This is a genomic window from Deltaproteobacteria bacterium (genome assembly GCA_012522415.1).
Taxonomy (GTDB): domain Bacteria; phylum Desulfobacterota; class Syntrophia; order Syntrophales; family JAAYKM01; genus JAAYKM01.
The window spans coordinates 1-22,792 of the sequence record JAAYKM010000149.1; the positions used below are offsets into that span (position 1 = coordinate 1).

The following is a 22,792-nucleotide window of genomic DNA, read 5'->3' on the forward strand; positions in this document are numbered from 1 at the left end:
AACTTTGCCAAGCTGCTGCGGTGGGCAGCCGCTTTTTTGCGTCTAATTTTCCAATGGCTTTCTAATTATCAAAGAACCATCTCTTACGGTAACGCTTTATCAAAATAGACTTTTTCAGAACCGACTACAAAGCGTATTGACATCGACGGTGTCGTTTCCTATACTGCCGCTCCCTGAGTGTGGCTTTGCACAATACATGGTGTGTGGCGTCATCCATGGGGACAGGATTGCGAGATTTTATCCGGCTGCGGAATTCCATTGCCTTTGTGGGGCTTGAATATAAAAGGAGGTCGATAAAGAATAACCGGTGAACGAAATATCCCGAATGAAGCGTAACAGAGCGGCTGTCATTATTCCGGTTTACAACCACGAAGAAAAAGTGGAAGAGGTCATCAGGCAGGCAATGGATCTGTTCCTACCTATTTTTATTGTCGATGACGGATCCACCGACGCCACTTACGAGCGGATTAAGGACATTCCAGGCATCACCGTCCTCCGTCACGCGAAGAACATGGGCAAGGGAGCCGCCCTTATGACGGGCTTTTCCGCCGCCGCCCGTACATCCGAATGGGCGATTACCGTGGACGCCGATGGTCAGCACAACCCGGCGGACGCCTGGAATCTGTTCCGCGTTGTACCCACCGAACAGCGACCCATTGTCGTCGGGTATCGCAAGGGTATGGGGCGTCGTCATGTTCCCCTCGCCAGCCGTTTCGGCCGGGGTTTTTCGAACTTTTGGGTTCGGACATCCGGTGGTCCCTCCCTCCGGGACACCCAGAGCGGTTTCAGACTCTACCCCCTACCTGACATATTGTATGTCCCGGCAGACGGCCGACGCTTCCAGTATGAAGTGGAAATCCTGGTTCGGGCCAGGTGGCGGGGGATGCCCGTTCTGGAAGCCCCGGTCGGCGTCACCTATGCTCCCCGCGGGGAGCGCGTATCTCATTACCGGGGATTTGTCGATTTCTTCAGAAACGCCTCCACATTCAGCCGCTTGATTATCCTGCGGTGGTTCATTCTGCCTTTTGTCAGGATCAGGGGATGCTGAGGTATCGGCCGCGTCTTTTTCGCTGGATTCTGGCGATACTGATTTTCCTGTCTGTCGCGGTGCTTTTTACCGTCGGCGTTTATCGGCTCCACTTCGATACCGACGTTTTGAACGCCCTTCCCCAGAATGACCCTGTGCTGGTCGATGGTCGTTATGTTTTCCGACATCACCCCGTTCAGGGTCGTATTGTGGTTGATCTGGGTCAGCCTGAGGGCGATACGGAACGGCTTGTCGCCGCCGCCGGATTGATCGAACGACGGATGAGGGAAAGCGGCCTGTTTCGCCGGGTTGGACTCGAATCGATGGGTCGGCTCTTGCCGGAGCTTCTCCGCCACACGGTTGACCACCTGCCCCTGCTTTTCAGCGCGGAAGAGTTGGAGCGACAGGTTGCGCCCCTGCTGACGTTGGAACAGGTTAGACATACACTGAGCGAGCATATCCAGTCTTTTCGTAGTCTGGAAGGGATCGGCCAGTCCGCTCTGATTGCCGACGATCCTCTGGACTTCAGAAACCTTGTTTTATCCCGTTTGTCCGGACTATCCCCTTCAGAAGGGGCCACGATACATCGCGGTCAGCTACTCTCGCCTGACAGGATGCATCTGCTCATTGTCGCAGAACCCGTCAAGTCCGGAATGGACACCCGCTTTGCCCGCCAGATCGCACTTTTCATGGAGCAGACAGCTCAAGAAATCACAGAACACTATGGCAGGGAAAGCGGCTTGGCCTTGACCCCGGTCGGCGCCTACCGGGCGGCTCTTGACAACGAGATCAACGCGAAAAAAAACATCCGGCGGGCAATCACATTTTCTACCCTGGCCATCGCCCTGTTACTTTTGGTCGGCTTTCCCCGGCCCCTTATAGGGCTGCTGGCCCTGTTGCCGGCTTTCATTGGCACGATGACGGCCGTTTTCGTCTATTCCCTTTTTCAACCATCCATTTCGCTGATGGCGGTCGGCTTCGGTGGTGCCATCATTGCTTTCACCGTCGATTACGGGCTGACCTATCTGCTTTTTCTTGACCGCCCCTACGAAACACGAGGGATGGACACCACGCGGGAGGTCTGGAGCCTGGGCTTTTTGGCCATGCTGTGTACCGCGACCAGCTTTGCCTATCTGGGTTTTTCCGGATTCCCCGATTTGGCCGAAATCGGCCTGTTTGCCGCGTTGGCGGTGATCTTTACCTACATTTTCTTCCATCTTGTCTATCCAGTAATCTTTCCCGTCATGCCGCCGGCCAAACGAGAACCTCTGTTGCCCCTTCAGCGCTTCGTCAACCGTCTGACGTCGTCCCGCTCCTTGGGGAAGGTCTATGGGGCCGTGTTGCTGGGATTGATCATGCTCTGTTTCGCCCGCCCGGAATTTAATGTGAATCCGGATTCAATGAATGCCGTAACGAAAGAGACCCTGAAGGCGGAACAGTTGATTCGGGACATCTGGGGCGATATTTTCAGCAAGGTTTACATTCTGGTAGAGGGCGGAGATGCCCGGGATCTGCAGCGAAAATGCGACCGTCTGACGGTGCTTTTGAATCGTGAAGTGGAGGGAAAACGCATTTCCCGGTTCTTTGTTCCCTCCCTGATCTTCCCCGGTGAGGAACTGGCCGGATCCAATCTTGGCGACTGGAAGCGCTTCTGGAGCCCTGAGCGCCGAAAAAACCTCAAGGACATGCTGGCGGCGGAGGCCCGCCTCCTCGGGTTTTCGGCAGAAGCCTTCGATTCCTTTCCGGAGCGAATCGCCGGTGGTCAGATTTCGCAAGCGAAGTTCGATCTGCCGGAACATTTCGCCGGACTGCTGGGTATTTCCGGTATTGACAGTGGGTCGCACCGGTTTTTCGTTGCCGCCCTCGTCCCCGGTCCACAGTATGACGCCGGCGTTTTTTTCCGGGCATTCTCGGGAATCGATTCCGCCCGGGTGTTTGACCCGACTTTTTTCGGCGAACGACTTGGATCGGTCATGATGTCCGCTTTCATCCGCATGGCGGTGATTGTGGGGGGGATAACCGCCCTGTTGACTTTTATCATTTTATGCGATTGGCGACTGGCCTTACTCGCCCTTCTGCCGACAGTCTTCGCGATGATCTGTACGCTGGGCACGCTAAATCTTCTCGGAGAACCTTTGGGCGTGCCGGTTGTCATGGTTTCCGTGGTGATCATTGGGATGGGAGTGGTCTATTCCCTGTATTTTGTGAGGTCTTATCAGCGCTATTTTCAGGATGATCACCCCGCCATGGGCCTGGTTAGAATGTCCGTGTTTCTTTCCTTTGCCACGACGTTTCTTGGTGTGGCGGTTCTGGCTCTATCGGATAACGCCATGCTGAGGAACGCGGGGCTTGGCCTCGCTTTGGGGATCGGATATTCCTTTTTGGGGGCCGTCCTGATCGTTCCACCGCTGCTGGGAAGGATCTTCATCCCCGTAACGCTGCCGGATGAACCGTTTGCCCCCGGATCGGCCCGGCACCTGGCCAGGGTTTTCACACGCTATCGACACCTCGACGGCTATCCGCGACTTTTCGCGCGCTTCAAGATCATGATCGACCCCATGTTTCCGCGATTGGCGGATTTTGTGAAATCACCGCAAGTCATAATTGATATCGGCACGGGGTTCGGGGTGCCCGCCGCCTGGCTTTTGGAACTGCATCCACAGGCGCGTCTTTACGGGATCGAACCAAACCGGAAGCGGGTGGCTGTCGCATCGCGGGTGATCGGTACTCGAGGTCGCGTCCAGGCAGGCCTGGCTCCCGATCTGCCGGAATTTACTGGACGGGCCGATACGGTTCTGTTGCTCGACATGATCCATATGCTGACGGACGACGAGTTATTTTTGACGCTAAAACGTGTCAGGGAGGTGCTCACCCCAACAGGAACGGTCATTATTCGGGCCACTATACCGTCAGGGCAAGGGAAGCGGTCTTCCTGGTTACGCAAAATTGAAGGAACAAGAATCAAACTGGAGGGAGGCGTTTCCCGTTTCCGAACGGCAAAAGAAATTGTGGAAATTCTTTCCCGAGGGCGTTTCCAGATCCTCCATCAGGAGCCGGACAGCCCGGGCAGGGAAGAAGTCTGGTTTGTCGCAGGTCTGCGTGATGAATGAGCCGCGGGGGAGGACATGAAGGACCGTTTCTACCATCTGCTGATGATTCTGTCGAAAGGAGCGGGGATCTGGCTGTTTCGCCTGGTCGCCTGGATTATCGCCACGGGGTACTTTTGTCTGTTTCCATCCCGTGTCGCTGTGAGCGTCCGCTTTTACGCCGCACTCTTTCCGGACAGACGCAGGATAGGCCACCTCTGTTGCGCCTGGAGGCAGTTTCACGAGTTCACCGATGTCTTTCTGGACCGTTTTCTCCAGAACGAGGCTTACCCCATGTATTTCACCCATGAAGGCTGGGAATATCTTGAAAACGCGGTGAAACAGCGCACGGGAGGCATTTTGCTCATGAGTCACCTGGGCAGCTGGGAACTGGCCGCCCATAGACTTCTGCAATCCCATGGCCGGGATCTTCCGGAAATGAAACTCCTGCTTTACATGGGCCGGAAACACAAGGAACAAATTGAGCATCGCCAGAAGCAAGACCTAGCGGCCCGAGGTATCAAAATCGTTACCGTGGAAAAGGAGGGGAATGCCCCGATTGATATTCTGGAAGGCATCAATTTTCTGAAGAGCGGCGGTATTGTATCCCTGACGGGGGACCGGTCCTGGCGTAAAGACCAGCGTGTCGTACCGGTAAGATTTTTGGGGCACGAAGTGTTTCTTCCTGAAAGTCCCTTTGTCTTCGCCCTGCTGTCCCGTACCCCTCTCCTGATCTTCTTTGCCACAAGGGTTGGACGTTTTGCCTACCATTGCCAGGTTCTCACACCAGTTTACGTGGAGGCCAAAAATCGGAAGGACCGGCAACGTGCCATCAGGGAGGCGGCCCAGACCTATATCGATGGACTGGAACGGGTTGTCCGTCAGCATCCGTATGCCTGGTTCCATTTTGAACCCTTTCTCGGACGGAAACTGGAGGAATAATCATCTCGATATGAAATACCTGATCAAAAATATCGCGGCACGCCTGGCCCAAAAAGACGCAATCAGAAAAGCCATTGCGGAAGGCAGCGATTGTCGTGTATATACGAACCGGTCGCGCCTCAGGATGGCGGGTTTGTTCCTTATGTTCATCAGTTATGTGATCTGCTGGCCGGTCATTGCCGCGCTGGGGTGGCTTGCTTATCGCATCGAACTGTCCATGATTGTGATTGTGGGCGGTCCTGTTGTGTACGCCGTGGCGAGTCTGGTGTTCTTCATCGGTCTATATCTGGCCGGGAAAGACTATGCGGAGGCCGTGATCAAGCGGCTCATCAAAGGTCTGTTTGAAAGGATTCTGGGCCCCCAGGGTGATCATGTTGGGTGTTCCGGACAAGAAAAGGGATGAACGGCGATATTGCGCCGATGTCAGACCATGTGATCGGAACGGCCAAACAATATATCGGGTCAAAGGACATGCCATGAATGAACTGATAGAAGAATTGAAGGTTAAAATCATAGACAGTCTTAATCTCATCGACGTATCGCCTGCGGATATGGATGTCAACGCACAGTTGGTGGGCGGCGACCTCGGGCTTGATTCCATCGATGTGCTCGAGCTTGTGATGATGCTGGAAAAGGATTACGGGGTCATTATCGATACCAAGGAACTGGGAATAGAAGTTTTTGCTTCCATCGCTGCCCTGGCGAACCATGTGTTCCATCATCGGACGGAGACAAATGATTGAGTGCCCCGCGAATTTTCATTACAGGGATGGGAATCGTCAGCCCGCTTGGAATCGGTGTCGAGGAAACCCTCACCTCGATCAAACAGGCCCGTTGCTGCCTTAAACCCCTCCAGCTGTTCTCTACCCCGCAGGCACCCCTGGCCGTCGGCGAAGTTGACTTAACCGATTCATCGGGAGGCATGCCCCGTACCCACCTTCTGGCAATGAAGGCCGCCACGGAAGCCATGGGGCAAGCTGCCGGGCCGCCGGATGCCGTGATCATCGGTGTCACCACCGGTGGCATGACCTTGACGGAAGAACTCCTGGAAAAAAAAGAGAAGGATTCCCGGTGCTATAACCTGCATTCGACATCCACCGTCGCGGAGATCGTTGCCAGGAGATTCGGTTGCAAGGGGCCCGTTTTGGCGTTATCTACAGCCTGTGCTTCGGGTCTTGCGGCCCTGAAGGTCGCTGCGGAGATGTTGCGGGCCGGCCATGCCAGGCGGGTACTGGCCGGAGGCGCGGACGCCCTGTGTCGCCTGACATATTATGGCTTCCATTCCCTGCAGCTCGTCGACCCGACGGGGGCCCGTCCCTTCGACCGCATGCGACGGGGCATGACCGTGGGCGAAGGAGCAGCGATGCTCATGTTGACCGCTGCTGATGAGCCTCCACCTGGGACTTTGGCAGAATATCTCGGCGGTGGCCTGTCATGTGACGCCTATCACCCCGCCGCGCCCCATCCGGAAGGGGAAGGCGCTTTACGAGCCATGACAGTGGCCCTGGATGATGCCGGGATCAGGCCGGAAGAGATCGACTACCTCCATCTCCACGGAACGGGAACTGCCGATAACGACCAGGCGGAGGCTCGAGCCATAGAACATCTGTTCGGTGAGAAGTCCATGCCGTTTTTGTCTTCCCTAAAGGGTGCACACGGTCACGCCCTGGCTGGTGCCGGTGCCATGGGCGCAGTCATATCCATTCTTGCCGTTCAGTATGGTCTCATGCCCGCCAATGTAGGCTTCAGCGCACAGGATCCTTTATTGATTCCCGTTCCCCTGGGCAGACCTCAAACCGCCCGCGTGAAGAAGGTTTGCGTGCATGCCTTCGGTTTCGGCGGGAACAATGCCGTTCTGGCTTTTGGGGAACCGGATGGGCACAGGGACAGTCGTCTGGTTGCCGCCTCCGCGATTACGAGGCAACCCTATTTTTATGTCCATGGCCGATCCTGTCTTTCTGCTGCGGGTGATATTGAACAGACCATGGCGCAACTGAAGGAGGGGAAGCCTGTTCGGGGTATTGTGCCAGATACGGATATTTTGAAACCCCTTGATAATAGAGCTGTACGTCGGATGAAGAGGCTTTCGCGCATGGTTTTATCCCTGGCATTTTCTGCCTGTGGGAATGAAGCGGCGCGGGCCGCCCCCCGCGCCATTTTTTTTGGGACCGGGTGGGGAAGCCTCTCTGAAACCTATGATTTTATCAGTAAACTTTTTGCTTCTGGAGAGCGTTTTACGAGTCCGACCGATTTTATCGGGTCTGTACACAACGCGCCGGCGGGACACGCCGCCATTCATTTCGGGGCGACCGGCCCGAACGTCACCATAACCGGCGGTCAGGGCACTTTTGAACAGGCCCTCTACTGTGCGGGTCTCCTGAAACAGGATGGCCCCGTTCTTCTGGTCGGCGCAGATGAATACCACAAAACCCTGTCGCCGCTGCTCGATGTTTCCCCGTCGACGCAAGCGCCCCCCGGAGACGGCGGTGCAGCTCTGTATATGTCGAGCCAGTCCTCGGGCGCCATCTGTCGGGTTAACGCCTGCTTTGCGGTCCTTGCCGATGCTGAGAGTGCCTGCATTCCCGCAATGATTTCCTCTCTGGGGGGGGGGACCGGAATTCGGGAACGTTTTGGTCTCGTTCTCGCGGGTCTCCCACCGGCTGAGCGTGAGGAGGCGGAAATTAAGATGGCATCCTTTCTGGCGTTGACGGCATTCACCCAGCCCGTGGTTGATTACCGACGATTGCTGGGCGATTTTGCTTCGACTTCCGCCGTGGCGGCGGTTTTGGCTGTGTACATGGTTGAAACAGGGCAGATACCGGCCGCGTTCTGCGGAAATGATTTTTTGGGTTTGGAGGGAAAGGGTATCCTGGTCCTAGGGTTCGGTCGTCATGTGACGGCACTCGAGGTTTCCCCATGGTGAAGCGGGCGAGGGATCCTGGGAAAATTCTGGTCGTCGGTTCCGGGGTGGGCGGGTTAACGGCGGGCATTTTACTGACCAAACTGGGCTATTCAGTAACCATTGTGGAAAAGAACGCCGTACCGGGAGGGCTTCTCCGCGGGTATCGACGATCAGGAATCGATTGCCCCGTGGGCATCCACTATCTGGGCTCTTTGGCCCCAGGTGAGCCCCTCAGGCGATTGTGGGATTGCCTGGGGGTAACAGAACATGTACCCCTCGAGCGGATGGGCCTTGATGGACCCATCGACCGATATGTCTTTGACGATTTCGTCTTCGATCTTCCCGAAGGCCTGACCGCCTTCGAGGATAGCCTAAGGCAATCCTTTCCAGCGGAACAGCGGCAGATTGCGGCATTTATTGAGGAAATGAGACCGGTTTTCGAAAGTTTTGCGCGTCTTGACATGCTCACAACCCGGGGAATACAGGGCTCACTGGATAATTTTTCCCCTATGGGTGAGTATGTGGCTCGGCTGAACTGTTCTTTGCGCCTAGTCAGTGTCCTCGCAGTACCTACTACCCTCATAGGCATCCCATTTCACGATTGCCCGCGCTTTTACTACTATATGATTCTCGCCTCCTATCTTCTTTCATCCTGGAGGCTTGTTGAAAGCACCACCGTCATGACAGACAGGTTTATCCAACAATTTCAGTCTCTTGGTGGGGAACTCCTTGTCGGTGACGCTGTCGATTGTGTCACCGTGAATGCCGGGGCTATAAAAGGCCTGCGCCTCAAGTCGGGCCGCTGCCTTCCGGCGGATACCGTCATCGCGGCCATCCACCCACGCAACGTCCTATCCATGCTTCCCCCAAAAAGCCTTCGGCCCGAGCACGAGGCGCGCATAACGGGACTGGAAAATACAAAGGGGCTACTCGTCGTTACATTGGCAGTGGATGACAGGTACCATGCAGAACGGCCCTATAACCTCTACCGCCTTTACCCGGAAGCGGACGGCTCCCTGTCACGGGGGTCCTTCCATCAGATCAGAAGAAGTAACCAGCCGGAGACGCTTCTGTTGACCATCATGACCACAAGCGGGATTGACGAATGGGCGCCTTGGCTGGATACCCGGACCGGACAGCGGGGGGAGGAGTATGAAGAGGCCAAGTGGAAAAGGGCCGGAACCTTGCTTGCCGATGCAACCGACCTTTTTGGTTCTTTACAGGGTATGCGGGTTATCGATATTTATACGCCATTGACAATTCGCGATTGGGTGGGCAGTCCCGGAGGCTCGGCTTACGGGATTATGCGCTCGTCCGCGCAGCTCTTGAAGACCGCCTGCCTGAGTCGTCCTTCTTTGGCAGGTCTGTATTTCGCGGGCCAGAACATTCTGGCTCCCGGAATCTTAGGTACCACACTGGGCTCATTTCAGGTGGTCAGGCGCATCATCGGCCGGAAACGGTTCGCCCGGGAAATCATGGAGGAGTGCTGTTGAAAATTCTGTTGATTTCCACCAATACCGAGACGGATCCTTATCCGGTCTACCCCATCGGTCTGGACTATGTTGCCCGCGCAATCGGAGACCGTCACCAGGTTCTGGTCATCGATATGAACCTGATAAGCGATGACGCAGCGCTCGTGACCATTCTGTTGCATGAAAAACCCGATTTGGTGGGTCTGTCCATCCGGAATATCGACACCAACGATTCGACTAACGTGAGGGCTTTTTCGAAGAGCATCGGGGAGTTGATCCGCCTGATTCGGAATCATACCCAGGCAAGGATCATCCTTGGGGGAAGCGGTTTCACAATTATGCCTGAAGCGTGGATGCATTGCCTCGATGCGGATTTCGGGGTGATTGGTGAAGGGGAACGCTTACCTCTTTTGTTGACGGCTCTGGAGAAAAAGGAAGATCTAGCGCGCCTTCCCGGGATTGTTCGGCAGGGTGACCCCGTTGTTTTTCCCGAACCTTGGTCCGGAGGCTTTCATCGCGGACCGCTGCCGAACCGTGACAATACATCCTTCTACCTGCAACGTGGGGGCATGCTCAATTTGCAAACGAAACGGGGTTGCCCCTTCCGCTGCATCTATTGCACCTATCCACATATTGAGGGCAAGACCTTCCGTCCCGTTCCTCCCGATGAGGTTGCCGCCACGGCAAGAATGCTCCAGGATGCGGGAGCACGCTATCTTTACATTACCGATTCCACTTTCAACGGAGATTATGACCAGAGCCTGGCCGTCGCATCAGCTTTTCAAAAAGCCGGTGTGTCCGTTCCCTGGGGTGCCTTTTTTACCCCGACCAATCCCCCTCGGCATTACTACGCCCTACTCGCACAGGCGGGACTTCGTCACGTCGAGTTCGGAACGGAATCCCTGAGCGACATCATGCTGGCGGCGTACAAAAAACCCTTCCGGATGAAAAATGTCCGAGAGGCTCATCACAGGGCGGAAGAGGCGGGACTCAATATCGCCCACTATTTCATGCTAGGGGGACCCGGTGAATCCGAGTCCACCCTGAGGGAAACCCTTGACAAGACATCGGACCTGGGCAGGGCCGTTTATTTTGTCTTCAACGGTATCCGCCTATACCCGCACACGCAACTGTACGACATTGCCCTTCGGGAAGGCCAGATTTCCCCTGCGACGGATATGCTCAAACCGATTTTTTACTGGTCCCCTGGACTGGATGAAGAAAAAGCACGGGAGATCTTGGCGGGTCATACGGAAGGCAAAGCCAACTGGCTGGTGGGTTCCGGCGCGGAAAAAACCGCACGGATCCTTGCGAGGATGTACGCAAGGGGTCGGGTAGGTCCCCTCTGGGAGTACCTGATACGATGAAGCGAGAAGAAATCTGGAGGGAAGCAGGCTCTTCGGCGGCGATTCTCGGTTTTATCACCCTCGCCGGCGCCCTGCTGTTGGGTCTTGTTTTTCCGATTATGGCTGTCATACCCTTGGCGTTTTTTATTCTTTGCTGTCTTGTGGCTCCTTTCATACCCGGACTCGGTTTTTTTCTTCCCGTAACCAGCCGGGGGACAACAGACAAGACCGTTGTGTCTCTCACTTTTGACGATGGACCGGATCCGGCCACCACCCCTTTGCTTCTTGATTTGCTGGAAAAACACAATGTGAAAGCCACCTTTTTCGTCACCGGGGAACGGACCGCAAAGTACGGTCTATTGATAGACGATATGACCAGAAGAGGTCACGAAATCGGCAATCACTCCTTCAGTCACGATATTTTATTGATGCTGCGGACAAAAAAGCGTCTTTCTCGTGAAATCGTTCAGACGCAAATACAGTTAAAGCGCTTCGGAATCCGTCCCCTCGCTTTTCGCCCTCCGGTGGGGATTACCAATCCGAAGCTGGACTCCGTTCTGCAACGCCATGGCCTTTTTTGTGTTACCTTTTCCTGTCGATCTTGGGATGCCGGAAACCGTTTCGTTCGGGGTATGGGGCGTCGCGTTGCGAAGAAGGCCCGACCTGACCACATTATCGTGCTGCACGATATCTGTCCGCCGGGGAAAATTGCGCCCGTGGATTGGATTGCCGAGGTCGAATTGATTCTCGTCGGTCTCATGGAGAGAGGGTTTCGTATCATTCCCCTGACGGAATTGCTCGGTCGGCCCGTTATGGCCCGTATAGAAAAAGGCGACGATTGATACCTTGAGAACGTCATCGGCAAAAAAATATTGATACAGACGGGGATAGATGATAAGGCATCTAAGTTAAACGTATCGTGAATTATTGACCTTATTCCGTGACCACATCGCTCTGCCGGGGAGAGCCCTTTCAGGGACGGCGAGTAAAGGGTACACGGAAACGCGATATGGCGATGAAGGTCGTATCGGTGTGCATCAGATGAATGGGTTTCGATTATGTGAGGTGCATGACACATGGCCGCAGAACCATGGCACAACCTATTCAGGGATCGGGACGCCATGGGTGCCATGGCAGACATCCGGGCTACCGTAAAAAAGGATTCGCCCTGGTTTTCCGGACACTTTCCCGGAAATCCGATCGTACCCGGCCTGGCCATCCTGGCGATGGTGAAAGAAGCGATTTGTGAGGAAGAGTCCGTTCGGGGGAAAGCGATCCGGGTTGAGCATGTCCGGCGGGTGCGGTTCCGACTGCCAGTCAAACCGGACGACATACTGACCCTCTCTTTCACCCGATCGAGGCAGGCAGAAAACCTTTCCTATTCGTTCAGGGTTTTTCTGGACACGAACCCGGTTTGCAGTGGTGTGGTGGATGCGGCTATTCTTTCGGAATGTTGCCTGGGAGAGTGAGGGGAGCCGTTGAACGATGGCATGGTCCTTGAGTTGAATGAAAGCGTATTGATATATTCAGGAGGAATAGATATCCGTGAACAAAGAAAAAGAGACCCTGATCATCCGAATCGCCGAGATTGTCATTGCCGAGTTGAAATTGCAGGACATCACGCCGGACATCTTTGATCCGGATCTTGATCTGGTGGACGAGCTGGGGGTGGACAGTATGGACCTCGCGACAGTGGTGCTCGTGCTGCAGGATGAATACGGCATTACGATTGATGAGGATGATTATCCAAAACTGAGGAATGTTCGTCTGATAGCGGATTATATTGAACAAAGACTACGGTCCCAACGATAAGAGCTGACAGCGAATTCATGAACAACACGGGAAACATAGCCGCGGCAACAGCGGATATCGGCAACAGGAAGTGGAAATTTGCCGAGCTTTTAGCAGAACCGGACATTGCGTTGCGCTGGGAGAAGGTCAGAAAGTATTTTTTTCTGCGGGAGTCGACCTATGACATGACCAATCGCTGCAACATGCGCTGTGACGGCTGTTATTATTATGAAGGAGAAAAACAGTTCGCTCCGGAGAACTGTGACCCGGAGGCGTGGCGCAGACTCATGCGGGAGGAACGGTCCCGTGGTATAACCTATGTGGTGCTCGCGGGTGCTGAACCATCCCTTGTTCCAGAATTGCTTGAAGTTTGTTACCAGGAAATTCCTCTGGGCTGCATTGCCACCAACGGCCTCATTCGAATTCCTGAAAGTGTGGATTATCGGATACACATTTCCGTCTGGGGGAATGATGAGACAAGTTTTCGCACCCGCCGTGCAAAGAATCTTCTGGAACGCCAGATCGACAATTATGCGGGAGATCCTAGGGCCGTTTTCGTGTACACATTTACCCATGACAACATCGAGGAGATCTACGATGTCATAGACGTACTCGTCCACCGGAATTGTTCCGTAACCTTCAACATATTTTCCTCCCCGGTGGCTTATACGGGGGGGCTCAGGCATGACGGGACCTCACTGTTGCGAACCCGTCGCACCATGATGGATTTGCTGAAACGGTATCCAGAAAACATACTGTTTTCAGCCTACAATGTTGTGGCCCACACTGAACACGCCGGGCTTCACACGCTTTACGGCTGTTCGTATCCCCGGATGAACACTTCCACCGACATAGGTCTTGGCCGATCTTTCCGTCAATACCGGACGGATCTCTCTTGGGACCGACGTGTCGCCTGCTGTGTTCCGGATACGGACTGCGAAGATTGTCGGCATTACGCCGCCGGCAGCGCTGTGGTCACCGCCCGTCTACATCGTCATGTGGTTGATCCGGAAACCTTCAGCTCTTGGCTGGATTATGTAGATACCTACCTGGCTGTTTGGGTAATGGGTTATGTGAAGGGGAGAAACCTCTGCGATAAAATGGTAGAACCACCCGGTAAAGTTTGTTCGGATTAGTAACCACTCGTATCGTCATGTTTTTATGATAAAATAGCGGATGAAATACCATCATATCTTATGAAAACGATTAGTTCCTTATTGGATGCGGCTTGGCATGAGCGTTACCGGAACATTGCACGCCTGAATATCCGCAGCTCCATTTACGATGTGACCAACCAGTGCAATCTGCGCTGTAAGGGATGTTTTTTCTTTTCTTCCAACGAACATATGGCGGCGTCCGATGAAATGGACCTGACGAAGTGGTACGCTTTTGTTGCCGAGGAAAAAGGGCGGGGTGTCAATCTTGCCATACTGATCGGTGGCGAGCCGACACTTTATCTGGACCGGGTCGAGGCGTTCTACCAACAGCTTCCGACCTACTGTGCTACCAATGGGCAAATAAAGATCCCGCGGGACCGCTTTCCTGATATGATGGTGGGCATTTCACTTTGGGGAGACGCGGAAGACGAAATAATGCTTCGGGGGAAAGATACGTTTGCCGTATCGCGACGACATTATGAGGGGGACCCGTATACTTACTATCTCTACACCATTACGCCGAAACAGGTTGGCCGTATCGAGTCGGTGGTCAAAAAAATAGCCGACGCGGGCTTGAAAGTTCACTTTCAGCTCCTGACGAATGATGAGGGTGTCGAAGGGTTTTCCTGGAATGAGGATAAATTGCGCGATGTGCGAAGCGAGATGGACGACATGCTTGACCGTTACCCACGAACGGTTGTCTCCTGCCGTTATTATCATGAGATCATCACAACAGGTAAAATGATGGGACGGACGTTCGGGTGGAATGAATGTCCCTCCGTGACGGAACCGCTTGACACGCGGAATCCCCGACCAAAACGGCTCATTCATTTTATCCGTTGGGCTTCCGACCTTCAGACCATGCATCGGTGCTGTACTTCCGAAACGCGGGACTGTTCCACCTGCAAGGATGGGGCAGCCCATATGAGTTGGGTGATGGTGAACAAGCGTGAACATCTGCGTTCGACAGAGGATCTCCAAAATTGGATCGAAGTATACGAGATGTTTGCCAAGTTGTATCGTTTCATCCCCTGGTAGTTTCCCTTCATGAGTGTCTTGGCAAAGGGAAAAGCGGGGAAAAGACGGCCGGTGATTCTGGGTTATGATGCTGTGTCTCCCCTGGGACTGGATCTGACGGAGCAATGGGAGCAGGCATCGGCGGGATGCAGTGGTATCGGCCCCCTGACACGTTTCCCCTTGCGCGAGGGCTTTCCCGTTCGAATTGCCGGAGAAGTGGGCGCCATAGATACCGGGGCCTACCCTTTCCTTGTCTCCCGTGATATGTCCCAATGGACATCACCCCTATTTCCCTACGCCATGCTGGTGGTCCATCGGGCATTGCAAATGAGCGGCATAGAAATTACCCCGTCCATCGCACCCCGTACGGCCATCACCTTCAGTTCGGCCATCGGCGGTCTCGACGCGGTCCTGAAGGCTGACCGGCGGCTGGTTTCGGATGGCAGGTTGCCTCATCCGTTTACGAACCCCAACGCCTGCATTAACATGGTGGGAGGGAAGATATCGATTATGACCGGCGCGACGGGTCCAATCACGGCAACCATCACTGCCTGTGCCACCGGTTGCACCTCCATGATTATGGGAGCGCTCCTTATCGCGCAGGGCATGGCCGATATCGCCATCTGCGGTGCCGTCGATTTTCCTCTGGTGGAACCGATTGTGGCCGGGTTTGCCACGATGAATGGGGCATACCGTCCGAAGGAAGGTGCACCGGAGGAGGCTCCGGAGGGGGCCAGTCGGCCTTTTTCACGTAACCGGCGCGGATTCGTGGTATCAGAAGGGGCCGGTTGCATCATCATGGCCGCTCCGGATTTTGCCGAAGTATACGGACTGCAGCCACTTTTAGAAATGGCGGGCTGGGCCATGACGTCCGACGCCCACCATTTTGTCGCCCCGAACCTTGAAACCGTTCGTCGCTGCATTGCTGACAGCCTCAGCGATGCCGGCTTGCAAGCGGAGGATATTGATGCCATCAATGCCCACGGCACGTCGACCAAGGTAGGTGACAGGGTCGAATGGAGAGCCTTGCGTGATGTATTCGGGCCGGACATTCCCCCGGTTACGGCCAATAAATCCCAGACGGGACATGCAATGGGGGCCTCTTCCGCCATTGAGACGATCCTGGCCATGGAGAGTATGCGTAACGGACAGATTCTGCCGACGATCAATTACCAGGCGGATCTGGAGCTTCCCATTGATTGCGTGACCCAGGGCACACGGAACCTGGAGCAGGAATACGTCCTGAAGAATGCCTTTGGTTTCGGCGGTTGCAATAACTGCCTGATTTTGCACAGAATCGTTTGACCCACTGTTGCAAAACGGATAGGAAGATCAATCTATGAGGGCGCCATTAAATAGACGGGTTTTTGTCATTGGCTACGGTGCGGCGACGCCTCTGGGGAGAACCTTTTCCCTGAGCTGGCAGCGGGCAATAAAGGGTGAAGCCGGTTTTCGCTCTATAAGCCGTTGTCAAGTCAAGACGTTAAGCCATGTCGTGGGGGAAATTCCCGAATGGGATCCCCTGCAGCTCGGACTTGCCGATGAAAAGGACGTGTATAACTGGAATGCGGCTTTCGTCATTTTGACCGTGGCGATTTGCCGCCAGGCCCTGGAGCATGCCGCATTGGTTGTAGACCGGCATACGGGTCCAAAAACGGCCTGTCTGATCGGATCCGCCATCAACGGCAGCGACGCGCTGAGATGCGCCGTGGAAAACCTGAGGGAGAGGGGGCCTCTCAAGGTCAGTCCATATCTGCTTCCCAATATCTGCGCCAACCTTCCTGCGGGGAAGGCCGCAATGGAACTCGGCTTCACCGGACCGATTTTTTCGCCCCAGGGTGCATGTGCATCGGGGAATTATGCCCTTGCCCTGGGCGCCCGTATGATTCGGGACGGCGACTGTGATTTTGCCCTGGTCGGGGGGGTCGATATGCCGATTATTCCGGAAATTATTCACGGTTTTGCAAATATGAACGCAACGATCAAGATCCATCCCTACGACCGGGCCTATGGCGATCCTTCCCAGGCTTCCCGGCCATTCAGTTTGGACCGCAAAGGCTTTGTCATCGCAGAAGGAGCGGGTGTCCTGATCCTGGCCGCCGAGGAATCCATCAAGGCTCATGGCCTGCACGCTCGTGCCGAAGTGATGGGCGTCGGTTGGAGTGCAGACGCCCACCATTTTACGCGGCCCCATAAACAGACGATCATTCGGACCATTGTAGACGCCATCAGCGACGCGGGTCTTACTACGGATGATATCGACTACATCAATGCCCACGGCACCTCCACCATGGCTGGCGACAGTGCTGAAATCGACTGTCTGCGCACCATTTTTGACAAGCGCCTGCCTCGGATTCCGATTTCTTCCAACAAATCCCAGATCGGCCATTCCCTTGGCGCCGCCGCAGCCATTGAAAACGCCCTGACCATAGAGGGGATGGGGCAAGGAATACTCCTGCCGACCATCAACCATCTACCCGATTACCATTTCGACGATCTGGATTTTGTTCCGGATACTGCCCGCCGGCAGCATCACGAGATCGCACTTTCCAACGCCTTTGGCTTTGGCGGAACAAACTGCTGTATCGTTTTTCGAGGATGCATATGAGGCCGAAACCATTCCGTCCAGAACCTCTGAATGACAATCCCCGTTATGTCAGGGACTTGGAAAGCGGTCTGCTGTGGCACCGGTGTACCCAGCGGACGCTTTACGCCGACACGGACCGTTCCGCGGTGATTTATCATGCCAATTACCTTCGTTATTTCGAGTTTGGCCGGGCTTCACTCATGCGCGATGCGGCCTATCCTTATCGGGAGATCGAGGAAAGCGGTTTCGTTTATCCGGTGATTGAACTGGGTATTACCTTTTGGGAATCCCTGTATTATGATGATCCCATGTTTGTTCACACCCGTCCGGCAGACTTGGAACGGGTGAAGCTCCGGTTTGACTATTTGATTACAAACGCGGAATCGGGTGCTTTGGTTTGTACGGGGTTTACATGGCACTGCGCCTTAAATGCGCGGCGGCGGCCTGTGGGAATCGATCCCAAAACGATACAGCTCTGGAAAGCGTTTCCAAAATGACGGGGAGGACAAATTGGAACACCAGAGATAATAATGGGACTGGAGGTAACATGACGCGTGATGAAATCGTTGACCATATTCTGGAGATTTTTTGGAAGGAATTCGAGATAAAAAATCCCGGGCTGGACGATGATCTTCGGTCAGAACACGAATTTGACAGCATTGACGCAGTGGAACTGCTTCTGCAGATCGAAAAGCTGCTGGGGGCGGAGCTGAGCCAGGAGGAAAAAAAACAGGCTATGGATATCCGGACCATCAATCAGATCTGCGACTATATAGAAAACCTGGCCAAAGCCAGAGAGATAAAAATGAAATAAAAATATTTCTCGTAAAGAAGACCACATCGAAAACACATGGAAAGAAGAGTCGTCATTACGGCCTGTGCCGCCATTACACCCATCGGACTGACGAGAGAGGAAATGCTCCATTGCCTCAGGGATGGTGTATCGGGAATCAGACCCCTGAAGGAAGATGGTCTTTTATCCGGCCATATCCACTCGAAAGTATTCGGCACCGTTGATTATCCTGTTATCTATGACTTCAAGCGCACCTTCCGCAAAACCATGGGCCCTGTTGCCTATTATGCGTGCCAGGTGGCAAAGGAAACCCTTGAGCACGCGGGCCTTGATTCAGCCTTCATCACATCCGGTCGCCTGGGTGTTGCCTTTGGTTCCACCCACGGGAGCCCCACAGTACAGCGTGAAATCTACAAAACTTTCTTCGGCGGAACTCGTCAGGACGTGAGATCCATCGGCGCCGTCGATTACCTGAAATCCATGGTCCACACGACAGCGGTCAATATAACGAAGATGTTCGGCATTACAGGCCGCGTTATCTCGTCTTCCACAGCCTGTACAACCAGCAGTCAATCCATTGGTTTCGGCTACGAAATGATTAAGTTCGGCATGCAGGATGCCATGCTCTGCGGTGGTGCTGACGAGTACGATACAACGACCGTCGCTGTTTTTGACAATTTGCTGGCCTGTTCCACGGCCTTCAACGACAAACCTCACATGACGCCCCGTCCGTTCGACGCCAGACGGGATGGCCTTGTCGTGGGTGAAGGGGCCGGCGCTGTTTTGCTGGAAGAGTTCGAACATGCCCGCAAACGAGGGGCCACCATTCTGGGGGAAATCATCGGTTTCAGTTGTAATAACAACGGTGGTGATCTGATCCTGCCAAATCTTCAAGGTATTATACAGACGATTCGCGTCGGCCTGCAAAGCGCGGGGATTGATCCCAGGGACGTGGATCTTGTAAGCGCCCACGCCACGGGAACGAAAATGGGGGACATCATTGAGGCCCAGGCGATCCATAATGTTTACGGGAGCCGTCCTCCGGTGGTGGCACTGAAGAGCTACATGGGACACACCATGGGGTCTTGCGGCGTCATCGAAACGATCATTTTGCTCAATCTGATGCGGGAAGGCTGCCTCGTACCGACCCTGAATCTGGACGAGGTCGACGAACGCTGTGCCATGATATGTCACAGCCGCCATGTCGAGAACTTCCAGATTAAAATCGCGGCTGTTCAGAATTTTGCCTTCGGTGGCGTCAACACAAACCTGATCATCCGTAAACCGTCTTGAAGGGGATCATCCTGGGAAAAAGAGGCAATGACCAAATTACGAGGCACATGGATGGATTTCACCGTCACCCTGATCCTGTGGGTTTATTATATCCTGGGTTTTCTTCTGTTTTTTGCCCCTTTCTACCTTATCGCTTTTATCCTTTCGCGCAACCGGGAGAAGGCCTTCCAGAAGTTGAACCACCTGTTGCACCGAAGGTTTTTTGTGTTATTACGGATCCTGATCCCCCAAATCACCTGGTACGTTTCGTCCGAAGTCCGGGCCATGCGTTCGTCCGTCATCATTGCTAACCACCGGTCCTTCCTGGATCCGATCCTCTTGGTTTCACTCTTTCCAAAGCAAAAGACCGTCGTCAAGAAACGGTACTTCCATTTCCCGGTGTTTGGATGGATCTTGAAAATATCCGGTTATATCCCCGCTTTGGCGGCGGATTCCGGATCGGAGATTCTTTTCGAACAGGTTGGGCGGATGAAGAACTACCTGGTAGAAGGAGGAAACCTTTTTATGTTTCCCGAGGGAACCCGGAGCCGCAGCGGCCAGGTTGGAACGCTCGGCCGGGGAGCGTTTCGTATCGCCAGGTTCTGTCGCAGCCCTATTCAGGTGGTGAGGATCAAAAACACAGGACGTTTGTTTATTCCCGGGCGGTTTCTATTCAACACCCGGGAACGATTTACCGTGTCCGTCGAACTGGCGGGAACCTTGGCGCCGGATTACGATGACGACGCATTTTCTCTCTCGGACTGTATGGAGCAGGCACGCGCCTTGCTGGAAACAGGGAGGGCGTGATGGTGGCAATGCCCCCTCCGTCTGAGGTAATCCCAAACGGCTGGCGTCGTTTTCCCTGTTCGATTTCAGTTTTACCGTATCTCCAGGACCATCATGTGGCCGGAAAAACGATCTTTCCCGCAGCGGAGATTCTCCAGCATCTGGGGGGAACCGTTGCGAACGTGCAGCCGGAATTCTGCGTTACCGTCATGGGGCAAGCCGCTTTCGGCCGTTTTCTGGAAATCGGACCCGACGATGATGAAATAAGGGTCTTTCATGATGTGAAAGTAATTGAAAACAGCCGAATATCGGCCCGTCTGGTGACCGTAGCCCCATCCGGGCGATCCGCTATCAGACGGGAAAAAATCCACGCCATCGTTGATTTTCCTGGATCATCTGAGCACGACACCGCTTTTCCCTATGATTTGTCGGCATCGCTTGAAGGAATCTGTTTCCGAGTGTCCGCAGAAAAAATTTACCGTGATCTCATCCCCTTCGGACCGGCGTTCCACAGCCTTCAAGGCGATGTGTTTTTGACCGAGGGTGGTGGGTTGGGCAGAGTCCTTGCGGCGCCGCATCCGGCACCGCTGACGCCCTTGGGCTCGATCTTTCCCTTCGACGGGGCCATGCATGTGGCCTGCGCATGGAGTCAGCGTTTTCATGGTATTGTCGCCTTTCCCATCGGTTTCAACGAGCGGAGGGTCATGAATCCGACCGTTCAGGGGGAAACATATTACTGCCGAATTTTGCCGGTGAAGGTAACCCGGGAAAATTTCATCTTCGACATGGTCATTGCTGACGAACGAGGGAATCTCCGGGAGAGCATCAGGGGATTAACGATGAAGGATGTTTTCGTGGGACGCGGCAAGCCACCCTCCTGGATCCGGCGAGACAGAGGCGATTCCCTGCCTACACTGCGCGCAAACTGCCATGCCCTGGCCGTCATGGAGGATGGTGCTTTTTTCGATTTTGCTGAATTAGCCTTGACGCCGGTTGAAAGCGAACGGTTTGCAAAAATGGGAAGGCGCAGGCAAAGAGGGTATCTGATGGGCCGTCTGGCCCTGAAAATGTTGGCCCGTGAACTCGCCGGCGGGGAAAGGCTGACGCCGGCGCAGGATATCCACACGATGATGCCTGACGGGATCCGGCCCTGTTGTCCCCATCCGAGCGGGCAGACACCCGTTTCCTGTTCCCTTTCCCACGATCGTCGCTTCGCCGTCGCGGCCGTATCGGATGAGCCGATCGGAGTGGATGTGGAAGTGCTTTCCGAGCGGGTGCTCAAAGCCCGGCATCTGTTTATGAACGATCAAGAATCACGCCTGACCGACGCCTCTTCACTCGGCGTGATGCCTGCGGCGCTCAGGGTCTGGTCAATCAAGGAGAGCGTGACCAAGGCCATCAACATCCCGATCGGTGACTGCTGGCAGAGGACCGATGTTCTGGAAATCGGGGAACATGTCAGTCATCTGAAGGTCGATGGTCGAGATTACATTGCCTTTCACGACACCGTCGACGATCATCTTTTCACGCTGGCAAAGAGGGCGCCATGAAATCAACGCCGGAACAGACAAGGGGAGATACAGGACGATGTTGCTGGCTGTGATTTTGGTCGGGGCTTATCTGATAGGTTCCGTGAATTTTTCCATACTTCTTTTTTCCCTATCGGGCAGGGGGGATCCCCGATCCCGATTCAGCGGCAATGCCGGTGCGATCAACGTCTGGCGGCAGGCCGGGCTGGGCTGGGCGGCCCTGATCCTCCTGCTGGATGTGACCCGGGCTGTGGCTCTGGCTTGGGCTGCCCTTTATTGTTTACCCAAAGCCCAGGTTTCGTGGATTGGTCTAGCTCTGGTCGTTGGGAACAGATACCCCTGTTATCACCGTTTCCGAGGCGGTAAAGGCGTTGCCACTTATCTTGGTTTTACCATCCCCATTTCTCCCCTTGGGGCCGTCGTGTCGGCTCTGGTCTGGACGCTGTTCTACAGGGTGACCCATCTGCCCTTCGTGGCTTCGTTTTTGATGATCGCCATCCTTGCAGCGGGTACGATCACCGCACTTGGCTTTCATCCGTTTTCTACGATCGGGGTGGTGGCGACAAGCTTCTTCCTTTATTTCAATCACCGAAAAAATGTCATGGATTTTCTGGCTGTTCGAAAAAACCCCTCTGATGCATCAAATTGAATAAAGGAAAGGTGGAAAGAAAGATTGGCGGGTTCGACGATGAAAGGAAATCCCTGTATAGTGGCAATACGGTTTGATTGTCGGTCGCTTGGCCTGTGGGGGCCGGTTTGATTGTGAGTTTGCGTATCGATATTTGCGGACCATGCAGGAGGGATGGACAACCACCCCGGGAAATTCTTCTCCCGGGGTGGTTTGTTTCCCTTACACAGAAAAGGACTATCTGCGGATGTAGGTTTCCATGACAGCCTGCACACGGCGGTTCAACTGGCGGCCTTCATCCGTGTCGTTGGTGGCGATGGGTCTCGATTCGCCATAGCCGACAGCCGTTAAACGATCCGCATCGATCCCGAACTTGTCAACCAGGTAGTTCTTGATGGCATCGACTCGGCGCTGGGAAAGCTTCTGGTTATATGCGTCGGTGCCCCTGCTGTCCGTG

22 protein-coding genes are annotated in these 22,792 nt (G+C 54.4%); 21 read left to right on the forward strand and 1 reads right to left on the reverse strand.

What is annotated here, in order from left to right; translation table 11 throughout:
* Window positions 1–325 precede the first annotated feature (325 nt).
* From GX147_10785 to GX147_10885, 21 genes are all read left to right on the forward strand, one after another.
* A complete protein-coding gene (locus tag GX147_10785; GenBank protein NLN61153.1) occupies window positions 326–1,048 on the forward strand; it encodes a glycosyltransferase family 2 protein in 723 nt (240 codons plus the stop codon).
* Entirely contained in the window at window positions 1,042–4,137 is a 3,096-nt protein-coding gene (locus GX147_10790) for a methyltransferase domain-containing protein (protein ID NLN61154.1), read from the forward strand. Before GX147_10785 ends, GX147_10790 begins: the two co-directional genes overlap by 7 nt.
* A 15-nt stretch (window positions 4,138–4,152) precedes the next feature.
* Entirely contained in the window at window positions 4,153–5,055 is a 903-nt protein-coding gene (locus GX147_10795; GenBank protein NLN61155.1) for a lysophospholipid acyltransferase family protein, read from the forward strand.
* Window positions 5,056–5,065: 10 nt separating this feature from the next.
* The gene (locus GX147_10800; GenBank protein ID NLN61156.1) at window positions 5,066–5,458 is read left to right on the forward strand and encodes a hypothetical protein; all 393 of its coding nucleotides are present in this window, start codon (window positions 5,066–5,068) and stop codon (window positions 5,456–5,458) included.
* Between the two features lie 73 nt (window positions 5,459–5,531).
* Window positions 5,532–5,798, forward strand: coding sequence for an acyl carrier protein (locus GX147_10805; GenBank protein NLN61157.1), 267 nt, complete (start codon window positions 5,532–5,534; stop codon window positions 5,796–5,798).
* Entirely contained in the window at window positions 5,795–7,978 is a 2,184-nt protein-coding gene (locus GX147_10810) for a 3-oxoacyl-ACP synthase (GenBank protein NLN61158.1), read from the forward strand. Before GX147_10805 ends, GX147_10810 begins: the two co-directional genes overlap by 4 nt.
* A complete protein-coding gene (locus GX147_10815; protein ID NLN61159.1) occupies window positions 7,972–9,450 on the forward strand; it encodes an NAD(P)/FAD-dependent oxidoreductase in 1,479 nt (492 codons plus the stop codon). The genes GX147_10810 and GX147_10815 overlap by 7 nt, the downstream gene beginning before the upstream one ends.
* The gene (locus GX147_10820; GenBank protein NLN61160.1) at window positions 9,447–10,796 is read left to right on the forward strand and encodes a radical SAM protein; all 1,350 of its coding nucleotides are present in this window, start codon (window positions 9,447–9,449) and stop codon (window positions 10,794–10,796) included. Before GX147_10815 ends, GX147_10820 begins: the two co-directional genes overlap by 4 nt.
* Entirely contained in the window at window positions 10,793–11,617 is an 825-nt protein-coding gene (locus GX147_10825) for a polysaccharide deacetylase family protein (GenBank protein NLN61161.1), read from the forward strand. The genes GX147_10820 and GX147_10825 overlap by 4 nt, the downstream gene beginning before the upstream one ends.
* A 234-nt stretch (window positions 11,618–11,851) precedes the next feature.
* Window positions 11,852–12,244: a hypothetical protein gene (locus tag GX147_10830; protein ID NLN61162.1), complete on the forward strand. Its 393-nt coding sequence runs from the start codon at window positions 11,852–11,854 to the stop codon at window positions 12,242–12,244.
* A 76-nt stretch (window positions 12,245–12,320) separates the two neighbouring features.
* Window positions 12,321–12,587: a phosphopantetheine-binding protein gene (locus tag GX147_10835; GenBank protein NLN61163.1), complete on the forward strand. Its 267-nt coding sequence runs from the start codon at window positions 12,321–12,323 to the stop codon at window positions 12,585–12,587.
* A gap of 17 nt (window positions 12,588–12,604) precedes the next feature.
* Entirely contained in the window at window positions 12,605–13,702 is a 1,098-nt protein-coding gene (locus GX147_10840; GenBank protein ID NLN61164.1) for a radical SAM protein, read from the forward strand.
* 60 nt (window positions 13,703–13,762) lie between these two features.
* Window positions 13,763–14,761, forward strand: a complete 999-nt coding sequence (locus GX147_10845; protein NLN61165.1) for a radical SAM protein — start codon at window positions 13,763–13,765, stop codon at window positions 14,759–14,761.
* Window positions 14,762–14,770: 9 nt separating this feature from the next.
* Window positions 14,771–16,045, forward strand: a complete 1,275-nt coding sequence (locus GX147_10850; protein NLN61166.1) for a beta-ketoacyl-[acyl-carrier-protein] synthase family protein — start codon at window positions 14,771–14,773, stop codon at window positions 16,043–16,045.
* A 34-nt stretch (window positions 16,046–16,079) separates the two neighbouring features.
* Window positions 16,080–17,348 carry a beta-ketoacyl-[acyl-carrier-protein] synthase family protein gene (locus tag GX147_10855; protein ID NLN61167.1) on the forward strand — a complete coding sequence of 423 codons (1,269 nt, stop codon included), beginning with the start codon at window positions 16,080–16,082 and terminating at the stop codon, window positions 17,346–17,348.
* The gene (locus GX147_10860; protein NLN61168.1) at window positions 17,345–17,824 is read left to right on the forward strand and encodes an acyl-CoA thioesterase; all 480 of its coding nucleotides are present in this window, start codon (window positions 17,345–17,347) and stop codon (window positions 17,822–17,824) included. The genes GX147_10855 and GX147_10860 overlap by 4 nt, the downstream gene beginning before the upstream one ends.
* A gap of 50 nt (window positions 17,825–17,874) precedes the next feature.
* Window positions 17,875–18,141, forward strand: a complete 267-nt coding sequence (locus GX147_10865; protein NLN61169.1) for an acyl carrier protein — start codon at window positions 17,875–17,877, stop codon at window positions 18,139–18,141.
* A 36-nt stretch (window positions 18,142–18,177) separates the two neighbouring features.
* A complete protein-coding gene (locus GX147_10870) occupies window positions 18,178–19,413 on the forward strand; it encodes a 3-oxoacyl-ACP synthase (GenBank protein ID NLN61170.1) in 1,236 nt (411 codons plus the stop codon).
* 27 nt (window positions 19,414–19,440) lie between these two features.
* Window positions 19,441–20,199 carry a 1-acyl-sn-glycerol-3-phosphate acyltransferase gene (locus GX147_10875; protein ID NLN61171.1) on the forward strand — a complete coding sequence of 253 codons (759 nt, stop codon included), beginning with the start codon at window positions 19,441–19,443 and terminating at the stop codon, window positions 20,197–20,199.
* Window positions 20,199–21,728, forward strand: a complete 1,530-nt coding sequence (locus GX147_10880) for a 4'-phosphopantetheinyl transferase superfamily protein (GenBank protein ID NLN61172.1) — start codon at window positions 20,199–20,201, stop codon at window positions 21,726–21,728. Before GX147_10875 ends, GX147_10880 begins: the two co-directional genes overlap by 1 nt.
* Window positions 21,655–22,356, forward strand: coding sequence for a glycerol-3-phosphate acyltransferase (locus GX147_10885; protein NLN61173.1), 702 nt, complete (start codon window positions 21,655–21,657; stop codon window positions 22,354–22,356). Before GX147_10880 ends, GX147_10885 begins: the two co-directional genes overlap by 74 nt.
* 216 nt (window positions 22,357–22,572) lie before the next feature.
* Here the strand turns inward: GX147_10885 and GX147_10890 are convergent.
* Window positions 22,573–22,792, reverse strand: a 220-nt coding sequence (locus tag GX147_10890; GenBank protein ID NLN61174.1) for an OmpA family protein, incomplete at its 5' end; no start/stop codon positions are given.

Coding starts and splice junctions, on each gene's coding strand:
- GX147_10785 (NLN61153.1), top strand. CDS start 326: ATGAAGCGTAACAGAGCGGCTGTCATTATTCCGGTTTACAACCACGAA.
- GX147_10790 (NLN61154.1), top strand. CDS start 1,042: ATGCTGAGGTATCGGCCGCGTCTTTTTCGCTGGATTCTGGCGATACTG.
- GX147_10795 (NLN61155.1), top strand. CDS start 4,153: ATGAAGGACCGTTTCTACCATCTGCTGATGATTCTGTCGAAAGGAGCG.
- GX147_10800 (NLN61156.1), top strand. CDS start 5,066: ATGAAATACCTGATCAAAAATATCGCGGCACGCCTGGCCCAAAAAGAC.
- GX147_10805 (NLN61157.1), top strand. CDS start 5,532: ATGAATGAACTGATAGAAGAATTGAAGGTTAAAATCATAGACAGTCTT.
- GX147_10815 (NLN61159.1), top strand. CDS start 7,972: ATGGTGAAGCGGGCGAGGGATCCTGGGAAAATTCTGGTCGTCGGTTCC.
- GX147_10825 (NLN61161.1), top strand. CDS start 10,793: ATGAAGCGAGAAGAAATCTGGAGGGAAGCAGGCTCTTCGGCGGCGATT.
- GX147_10830 (NLN61162.1), top strand. CDS start 11,852: ATGGCCGCAGAACCATGGCACAACCTATTCAGGGATCGGGACGCCATG.
- GX147_10840 (NLN61164.1), top strand. CDS start 12,605: ATGAACAACACGGGAAACATAGCCGCGGCAACAGCGGATATCGGCAAC.
- GX147_10845 (NLN61165.1), top strand. CDS start 13,763: ATGAAAACGATTAGTTCCTTATTGGATGCGGCTTGGCATGAGCGTTAC.
- GX147_10850 (NLN61166.1), top strand. CDS start 14,771: ATGAGTGTCTTGGCAAAGGGAAAAGCGGGGAAAAGACGGCCGGTGATT.
- GX147_10855 (NLN61167.1), top strand. CDS start 16,080: ATGAGGGCGCCATTAAATAGACGGGTTTTTGTCATTGGCTACGGTGCG.
- GX147_10860 (NLN61168.1), top strand. CDS start 17,345: ATGAGGCCGAAACCATTCCGTCCAGAACCTCTGAATGACAATCCCCGT.
- GX147_10865 (NLN61169.1), top strand. CDS start 17,875: ATGACGCGTGATGAAATCGTTGACCATATTCTGGAGATTTTTTGGAAG.
- GX147_10870 (NLN61170.1), top strand. CDS start 18,178: ATGGAAAGAAGAGTCGTCATTACGGCCTGTGCCGCCATTACACCCATC.
- GX147_10875 (NLN61171.1), top strand. CDS start 19,441: ATGACCAAATTACGAGGCACATGGATGGATTTCACCGTCACCCTGATC.
- GX147_10880 (NLN61172.1), top strand. CDS start 20,199: ATGGTGGCAATGCCCCCTCCGTCTGAGGTAATCCCAAACGGCTGGCGT.
- GX147_10885 (NLN61173.1), top strand. CDS start 21,655: ATGGTCGAGATTACATTGCCTTTCACGACACCGTCGACGATCATCTTT.